Annotated in this window: 10 protein-coding genes; 8 read left to right on the forward strand and 2 right to left on the reverse strand. The window is 76.2% G+C overall.

Going from position 1 to position 7,710, the window contains the following annotated elements:
- The coding region (locus NT8_RS25870) for a hypothetical protein (protein WP_245646336.1) at window positions 1-633 on the forward strand (633 nt) is incomplete at its 5' end.
- A 243-nt stretch (window positions 634-876) separates the two neighbouring features.
- Here the strand turns inward: NT8_RS25870 and NT8_RS25875 are convergent.
- Window positions 877-1,539 carry an NADPH-dependent F420 reductase gene (locus NT8_RS25875; protein ID WP_067975024.1) on the reverse strand — a complete coding sequence of 221 codons (663 nt, stop codon included), beginning with the start codon at window positions 1,537-1,539 and terminating at the stop codon, window positions 877-879.
- A gap of 110 nt (window positions 1,540-1,649) precedes the next feature.
- Here NT8_RS25875 and NT8_RS25880 point away from each other — a divergent pair, with 110 nt between their 5' ends.
- The 4 genes from NT8_RS25880 (at window position 1,650) to NT8_RS25895 (ending at window position 3,998) form a co-directional block, all read left to right on the forward strand.
- Complete coding sequence (locus NT8_RS25880) at window positions 1,650-2,069, forward strand: winged helix-turn-helix transcriptional regulator (protein WP_067975025.1); 420 nt, start codon at window positions 1,650-1,652, stop codon at window positions 2,067-2,069.
- The gene (locus NT8_RS25885; protein WP_084469286.1) at window positions 2,066-2,668 is read left to right on the forward strand and encodes a GNAT family N-acetyltransferase; all 603 of its coding nucleotides are present in this window, start codon (window positions 2,066-2,068) and stop codon (window positions 2,666-2,668) included. The genes NT8_RS25880 and NT8_RS25885 overlap by 4 nt, the downstream gene beginning before the upstream one ends.
- 343 nt (window positions 2,669-3,011) lie before the next feature.
- Window positions 3,012-3,440, forward strand: a complete 429-nt coding sequence (locus NT8_RS25890) for a hypothetical protein (RefSeq protein ID WP_067975027.1) — start codon at window positions 3,012-3,014, stop codon at window positions 3,438-3,440.
- A gap of 123 nt (window positions 3,441-3,563) precedes the next feature.
- The gene (locus NT8_RS25895; RefSeq protein WP_067975030.1) at window positions 3,564-3,998 is read left to right on the forward strand and encodes an SMI1/KNR4 family protein; all 435 of its coding nucleotides are present in this window, start codon (window positions 3,564-3,566) and stop codon (window positions 3,996-3,998) included.
- 43 nt (window positions 3,999-4,041) lie between these two features.
- On the opposite strand, the gene NT8_RS25900 is transcribed toward NT8_RS25895, so the two are convergent.
- Complete coding sequence (locus tag NT8_RS25900) at window positions 4,042-4,761, reverse strand: TetR/AcrR family transcriptional regulator (protein ID WP_084469287.1); 720 nt, start codon at window positions 4,759-4,761, stop codon at window positions 4,042-4,044.
- Window positions 4,762-4,979: 218 nt separating this feature from the next.
- Here NT8_RS25900 and NT8_RS25905 point away from each other — a divergent pair, with 218 nt between their 5' ends.
- From NT8_RS25905 to NT8_RS25915, 3 genes are all read left to right on the forward strand, one after another.
- A complete protein-coding gene (locus NT8_RS25905; RefSeq protein ID WP_067975034.1) occupies window positions 4,980-6,209 on the forward strand; it encodes a cytochrome P450 in 1,230 nt (409 codons plus the stop codon).
- Complete coding sequence (locus NT8_RS25910) at window positions 6,206-6,427, forward strand: ferredoxin (protein ID WP_067975042.1); 222 nt, start codon at window positions 6,206-6,208, stop codon at window positions 6,425-6,427. The genes NT8_RS25905 and NT8_RS25910 overlap by 4 nt, the downstream gene beginning before the upstream one ends.
- Before the next feature lie 156 nt (window positions 6,428-6,583).
- Entirely contained in the window at window positions 6,584-7,708 is a 1,125-nt protein-coding gene (locus tag NT8_RS25915; RefSeq protein WP_067975037.1) for a serine hydrolase domain-containing protein, read from the forward strand.
- Window positions 7,709-7,710 lie beyond the last annotated feature (2 nt).

Genomic DNA, 7,710 nt, shown 5'->3' on the forward strand with positions numbered 1-7,710 from the left:
CCGCGCCCCCCCGAGCCGGCCCCTGAGGGGCCCGGCGCCCCGCCCCGACCCCCCGAACCGACCCGTGCCGGCCACGGAGCCCCCCGCCGACCGCCCGAGCCGGCCCTTGCGGGACACGACACGTCGTCCCGACCGCCGGAACCGGCCCCTGCCGGGCACGGCACGTCGCCCCGACCACCCCGGCTGACCCGCCCCGTCACGGGGGTCTACGTCCACCATGTCTGCCAGACCTCGTGCGGCGGCCCCTTCGCGATCCTGTGGGCCGACTTCGCCCCCGCGCCGGGCGGCGCGCCCGGCGGCGTCGACCTCACCGTCGCCGAGTTCCCGCACCCGCGCCGGCCCGCCGACCTCCCCTTCCCCGACGAGTTCGCCGAGGCGTTCCGCGACGGCGTCCGCGACCACCTCGCGGGCGAGGACGGCACGGACCCCATCGCCCCGGTCAGCGTCGTGCTGCGCGACGTCCTGTGGCACGAGGTCGACTCCGGCCCGTGGGGCTTCCACGCGGCGGGCCGGCTGGCGATCCGCGAGGCGCTGGCCTGCGTCGCCGAGAACCGCGCCCCGCGCCCGGTCGGCCGCAGCGCCAACCGCAACGCACCCGTGCGCCCTCTGCGCCCGTTCCACCCGCCGAACTGACCGGCGCGGGGCGACCCCTTCCGCAGACGGCAGGCCGTCCCACCCCGCTTCCGGCCAGACCCGCCCGCAGCCGCACCACCCACCGGCCCGGCCGTAGGCGGCGGAACGGCCGCACGTCCCGGGAGGGAACGGCCCGGCCGCGCTTACCGTCGCGCGGGCAACCCCATCCACAGACGGCTGGCCGCCCCGCCGCGCTGACCGGTGGGCGGGCCACCTCGCGGGGCGTCCGGCCCTCCCCGGCCCTCACTCCCCCTGCGGAACCGGGGTCCCCGCCAGGGCGAGTGGGGGCAGTGCCGCCGTCGGGTCCATCCCGGTGGCCACCATGCCGATCACGAAGGCCGCCGTGGCCTCCAGCACGCCCGCCCGCGCCAGCGGACCCGCGTCCATCGGAACGCACCCGATGTCGGTGACCAGCCGCCGCACCGCCGCCAGCGCCCCGGCGTCGTCGCCGCACAGCGGCACCCCCAGCGGCCGGTCGCCGCCCACGGGCGGCCGCATCCGCCACACCCCGTCGGGGCACAGGTTGAACGCCTTGACCACGTGCGCGCCCGGCGCCGCCTGGGCCGCCTCCTCGGCGGCGGACCGGGCACCGCCCGCCACGGTGAACCCGGGCCCGATGGGGTTCACGCAGTCGACCAGGACCCGGCCGGCCAGCGCCCCCGACGCCGCGCCCGCGCGCCGCAGCGCGTCGCCGACCCCGGCGTAGGGCACGGCGAGCAGCACCACCTCGCCGTGCCGGGCCGCGTCACCGACCCCGCCCGCCCGCGCCCCGTGCCCGATGCGGCGGGCCAGCGCGTCGGCCCGCCCCCGGTCCCGCCCGCCGACGAGCACGTCGTGCCCCGCCGCCGCCCACTGCCCGCCGAGCGCGTCGGCCATGTGCCCCGTCCCGATGATGCCGATCCGCATCCGCCACTCCGATCGTCTAGCGCCGTACCGCACGTCGGAGGGACGATAGGAGATCCGACGCGCACCGATCGGTGCGCGTCGCCCTGGTGTACTGGGACGGTGGAGGTGCCATGGCGAGGGGTCCGCGCAGGGGTCCGCACACCGGTGACGCGTTCATCGCCGACTGCCCGGCGCGGTTGGCGTTCGACCTGTTCGCCCACACCTGGACCAGCGTCGTCGTGTACGCGCTGCGCGACGGCCCGCGCCGGCCCGCCGAGCTGCGGGCGGTGATCGGCGGCATCAGCGCGAAGGCGCTGACCGAGACCCTGCACCGCCTGGAGGACAGCGGCCTCGTGCTGCGCCGGGCCTACGCCGAGGCGCCGCCGCGCGTCGACTACGAGCTGACGGCCGCCGGGCGCTCGCTGCTCGACCCGATCCTCGCCCTGGGGGCCTGGACCGACGAGTACGGCGACGACGTGCTGCGCGCCCGCGACCGCGCCGAGGACCGCAGGGCCGCCGCGCATCCGGCCGGGCGTCGGGCGGCCCGGTGAGGCGGCGCGATGCGGCGGACCGGGGCGCCGTCGCGCTGGTCCCGCTGGACGACGCGGTGCTGGAGGACCTGCTCGCCGTCGCCGTGCGCGACGCCGACCCCGAGGACACCATGCCGCCGGTCCCCGGGCCGCCCGGATGGACCACGGAGCGCCGCGACGCGTTCCGCCGCTACCACCGCGCCCGCTACCCCGGGCTCGGCGCCGACGAGGCCACCTACGCCGTCACCGACGCCACCGGGCGCGTGGCGGGTGCGGCGCGGCTGCGCCGGGTCGAGGGCCGCCCGGGCGCGGTCGAGACCGGCATCTGGCTGGGCCGGTCGTACCGGGGGCGCGGCGTGGGGACCGCCGCCCTGAGCGCCCTTGTGGCGACCGCCGCGCGAACGGGCGCCACCGTGCTCGTCGCCGACACCACGGCGGGCAACGCGGGCGCGCTCGCGGCGCTCCGCCGCAACGGGGCCGCACTGCGCCCCGACCCCGCGTCCGACCGGGTCGACGCCGAACTCCGCCTCCCCGCCCCGCCGCCCCAGGAGCCCCGCCCACAGAGCCGAGACACCGGCCGACCGCGACCGGACGGGGTAGCGGGAGGGTCTCCGGCATAGGCCCCGATGGCCGGGCCCAGCACCGGGCGAAGGCCGGAAATCCGCCGCCACCCGCACCACCCCCGCGGACACCCGTCCCGCACGCTCTGGACGTTCACCCCTGATCCCCAGCGCGGCCGGGGACGGCCGGGGAGCCACTCCAACCGTCGAACGCCGGGGCGGCCACCCCCGCCGGGTCGACCCGCCCCCGACCAGGCGCCCCCGGCCGGTCGATCACTCCGGGACGTGGTCAACCGGCACTTCCTGGGCATACCGACCTGATGTGGTCGCGGGCGCCCGCGACCGTACGGGCACCGCCCGCCGGGCACCCGGCCCGGGGCGGCACCGCCGACGAGGAGGACACATGGGACTGCTGCACAAGGCGAGGACCGCACCGGTACGGCTGGCGGCCGGCGCCTACATCCTGCACAGCGGGTGGGAGAAGTGGAACGGGGGCGAGGAGCAGGCCGCCGGTGTCCACGGCATGGCCGCCGCCGCGTTCCCGCAGCTCGAGGAGGTCCCACCGCCCAAGTTCCTGCGGATGCTCGCCGCCGCCGAGATCGCCACCGGCGCGGCGCTGCTGGCGCCGTTCGTGTCCTCGGCGCTGGCCGGGGCCGCCCTCACCGGGTTCTCCGGCGGCCTGGTCGCGCTCTACCTGCGCACCCCGTCGCTGCGCAAACCCGGCAGCGTGTGGCCGACCCCGGAGGGCATCGGCATCAGCAAGGACGTCTGGCTCCTCGGCATCGGCCTGGGCCTGATGATCGACGCCGCCGGCGACAAGGCCAAGCACTAGCGGCGGCCCGCCGACCGGCCGGGAGCACGGCGGGCGGCCCCCGGCGCGCCCGGGGCCGCCCGCGCGCCGGACGAGCGCACACCATGGCGGGCGGCGCGGACGCGCCCGACTAGGATCGCGGACGTGTGGACGGACGTGGTGCGGCAGGCCCATCCCGGTGCGGTCCTCCGGGAGCCGGCCCCGGCGTCCCGGATCGCCGACGCCGGGCACCGGCTCGGCCGGGCCCTGCCCGACGACCTGCGGGGGCTGCTCCGCGAGAGCGACGGGGTCCTCGGACACCACCTCGTGGACACCGTGTGGTCCGTCGACGCGATCGTCGAGCGGAACCTGTCCATGCGGACCGACGCGGCGTTCGCCCGCCTCTACCAGCCGTTCGACGGCCTGCTGTTCTTCGGCGACAACGGCGGCGGCGACCACTTCGCGTTCGCGTGGGAGCCCGCGCTCCCCGGAGTCGTCGTGTGGGACCACGAGACCGACGAGCGCAGGACCGCGGCCCCCACCCTGCGCGCCTACCTGCGGGACGCGCTGCGCGACGGCGACGACGACTGGTACCGGTGAGCAGGCGCCGACCGGTCGTCGGAGGCGGCCCGCCCGGGGGCGCTCACCCCTCCGCGGGCGCCGCCCCGCCCGGGGAGCCGTCGGCGGACTCCGGCCGCGCCTCTCCGCCGGCCTCGCGGGCCCCCGCGCCCTCGCCGAACCGCCCCCGGAAGGCGCCGATGTCCACCGGCGCACCCGGCAGCGGCGCCCCCGTCCCGGCCCCCGCCCGCAGCGCGTCGAGCATCAGCGTGAGGTACCGCTCACCGGCCACGCGCGGGAACTGCGGCGGCAGGAACCGCCCCGGTTCGAGGGTCATGGCGATGAGCAGCACGACGTCCCCGGCCTCGACGTCGTCGCGCATCGTCCCCTCGGCCTGCGCGGAGTGCACCAGGTCGTCGAGGAGGTCGACGAGCGCGTTGCGCGCGTAGGAGGCCGTCGGGTCGGCCCGCGCGGCGAGGAAGGCGCGCTCGGACACGGCGGTGAGGCGCAGGCTCAGCTTGAGTTCACCGGTCCGCCCCAGGAAGCGCTCCAGGGCGTCCCACGCCCCGGTCGACTCCGCCACCACCGCGCGGGCGCCGTCGAGCACGCGGTGGAAGTTGTCGGCCGCCACCGCCCCGATGAGGTAGTCGCGGTCGGGGAAGCGCCGGTACAGCGTCCCGACCCCCACCCCCGCCGCGCGGGCGATGTCCTCCATGGGCACGTCGGTGCCCCGCTCCACGAACAGCGTGCGCGCGGCCGCGATGATCGCCTCGCGGTTGCGCCGCGCGTCGGCCCGCAAGCGCACCGGTGCGCGTCCGCCGCTCTGCCCCTCGCCGTGAATCGCCTTCTCCGTGTCGCCTCGCCGTGATCACCGTTCCCCGATCCTCGCACGCCGGCGGGGCACCTCCCGGCTCCGGGGATATCGACCCGACAACATGTGGAAGATGATCTTCCGCTTTGTTAGCGTGAGGAAATAAGCGGAAGGCATTCCTCCACATAACGTCGCCGGTTCGGGAGACCACCATGACCAGCAGCACCGACCGGGCACCCGCCATGCCCTTCCCCCCGCCCCGCACCTGCCCCCTCCACCAGCCGCCCGAGTACGACCGGCTCCGCACCGAGGAACCCGTCGCGCGCGCCGCCATGCCGCACGGCGGAGAAGCCTGGCTGATCACCCGGTACGAGGACGTCCGCGCGGTCCTCGCCGACCCCCGCTTCAGCTCCGACCGCCGCAAGCCGGGGTTCCCCCGCATCCACCCCGCCGTCATCGCGGCACAGGACCACGGCGTGCCCGCACGCCCCAACATGATCGGCCTGGACGGCGCCGAGCACGCCGCCAACCGCCGCCCCGTCCTCTCCGAGTTCACCGTCAAGCGCGTCCGCGCGATGCGCCCGCGCATCCAGGCCATCGTGGACGAGCACATCGACGCCATGCTCGCCGCCGGCTCCCCCGCCGACCTGGTCACGTCGCTGTCGCTGCCGGTGCCCTCCCTGGTGATCTGCGAACTCCTCGGCGTCCCCTACGCCGACCACGAGTTCTTCCAGAGCTGCACCGCCGAACTGCTGTCCTTCTCCACCACCGGCGGCGGGCGCGCCGACGCGATGAACCGCATGCTGGCCTACATGGACCGGTTGTGCGCGGCGAAGGAGGCCGACCCCGGCGACGACCTCCTCGGCCGGGTCATCACCAAGCAGCGGACCGCCGGGGACGGCACCGACGACCACGAGCACCTGGTCGGCCTCGCCGTCATCCTCCTCGTCGCCGGCCACGAGACCACCGCCAACGTCATCTCGCTCGGCACCGCCGCCCTGCTGAACGACCCCGCCCTGGCCGCCCCCCTGCGGTCGGGGACGGGTTCGACCCCCGCCCTGGTCGAGGAGCTGGTCCGCTACTTCAGCATCACGGGCGCCGTCACCTCGCGCGCCGCGACCGAGGACACCACCATCGGCGGCACCCCGATCCGGGCCGGAGAGGGGGTCGTCGCCCTCGTCCCCGCGGCCAACCACGACCCCGACGCGTTCGACTCCCCCGACCGGATCGACCCGGAACGCGGCTCCCGCCACCACCTCGGCTTCGGCTACGGCGTCCACCAGTGCCTCGGCCAGAACCTCGCCCGGCTCGAACTGGAGATCGTCTTCGACACCCTGTTCCGCCGCATCCCCACCCTCCGCCTGGACGCGCCGCTCGACACGCTGCCGTTCAAGGACGACGCGGCGATCTACGGACTGAACGAACTCCCGGTGGCGTGGTGAGCGCACCCGCCGACCCCCGCCGGAGCCGGGTCGCCGCCGACCGCGAGGTGTGCGTCGGGGCGGGGCAGTGCGTCCTCACCGCCCCCGAGGTGTTCGACCAGGACGAGGACGACGGCCGCGTCGTCCTCCTCGACGACCGGCCCGAGGGCGAGCGGGCCGAGAGCGCGCGGCGGGCCGTCTGGCTGTGCCCGTCGCACGCGCTGTCGGTCGTCCCGTGAGCCGGCCCCCGGGCGGGGGCGTCCCGCCCGGGCGGCGACGGCGCGGCCGGAGCACCGTCCTGGGGTGCGCCCCAGGGGGGCGCTCCGGCCCGCGTCCGTCATCCCGGCGGCCGCCCTCATCGTCCCCGGGCCCGGCCGGAGAATAGGTTTCCGACCATGCGAAAGACGATGACGGGCCCCCTGGCCTGCCTGGTCGCGGCCACCGCCGCCCTGACCCTCACCCCCGCCACCGCCCACGCCGGCACCGAGCACGGGCACGGCCCCGGCGCCGGGTTCTCCCCGCTGCTGAACGCCCTCGTGGAGTCGGACGCCGCCACCGCGGCCCTCCTCCGGTACGACGACGGCCGCCGGTCGTGGTCGGGGTCCGCCGGAACCGCCGACCTGGACACCGGCGCCCCCGCCCGCCCGGACGGGCACTTCCGCATCGGCAGCGTCACCAAGACGTTCGCCGCGACGGTGGTCCTCCAGCTCGCGGAGGACGGACTCCTGGACCTGGACGACCCGATCGAGCGCCACCTGCCGGGCCTGGTCCCGGACGGGGAGCGGATCACCGTCCGCCACCTGCTCGGCCACACCAGTGGGCTCTACGACTACATGAGCGAACCCGGCTACTCCACCAACCGGTGGCGCGGCGACGACCGGTTCGACGGCTACACGCCCCGCGAGCTGCTCGACGTCGCGTTCGCCCACGACCCGTACTTCGAGGACCCGGGCAGCCGGTGGCGGTACTCCAACACCAACTACGTGGTGGTGGGGCTGCTCATCGAGGAGGTCACCGGCCGGACCTACGGCGAGGAGGTGGAGGACCGCGTCCTGCGCCCGCTGCGGATGCGCCACACGAGCCTGCCCGGCCACGACAGCGGCCTGCCCCGCCCGCACGCCCGGGGCTACACCCAGGTCGACGGGGAGACGGTCGACGCCACCGAGATGAACCCCTCGCTCGACTGGGCGGCCGGGGAGATGATCTCCACGACCCGCGACCTGAACACGTTCACGTCGGCGCTGCTCGACGGCGACCTGCTGGAGGACGCGTCCCTCGCCGAGATGCGGACGGCGGAACCGACGGGCGACATCTTCGCCTACGGGCTCGGCCTCCAGCGGTTCGACCTGCCGTGCGGCGAGTCGGTGTACGGCCACGGTGGTGAACTACTCGGCTACGAGACCTACACGACGGGTGCGGACGACGGGCGGACACTGACCCTCTCCTACAACCCGTCGACGCGGCCGGCGACCGAGCAGGACCTCATCCCGATCTTCACCGAGGCCTACTGCCCCCAATAGCA

The sequence above is a fragment of the Nocardiopsis trehalosi NBRC 14201 genome (genome assembly GCF_001552555.1).
Taxonomy (GTDB): Bacteria; Actinomycetota; Actinomycetes; order Streptosporangiales; family Streptosporangiaceae; genus Nocardiopsis_B; species Nocardiopsis_B trehalosi.

Bases quoted from the DNA above. Each gene is read 5' to 3' on its own strand.
- NT8_RS25875 (WP_067975024.1), bottom strand. From the start codon at position 1,539: ATGCGGATCGGCATCATCGGGACGGGGCACATGGCCGACGCGCTCGGC.
- NT8_RS25880 (WP_067975025.1), top strand. From the start codon at position 1,650: ATGGCGAGGGGTCCGCGCAGGGGTCCGCACACCGGTGACGCGTTCATC.
- NT8_RS25890 (WP_067975027.1), top strand. From the start codon at position 3,012: ATGGGACTGCTGCACAAGGCGAGGACCGCACCGGTACGGCTGGCGGCC.
- NT8_RS25905 (WP_067975034.1), top strand. From the start codon at position 4,980: ATGACCAGCAGCACCGACCGGGCACCCGCCATGCCCTTCCCCCCGCCC.
- NT8_RS25915 (WP_067975037.1), top strand. From the start codon at position 6,584: ATGCGAAAGACGATGACGGGCCCCCTGGCCTGCCTGGTCGCGGCCACC.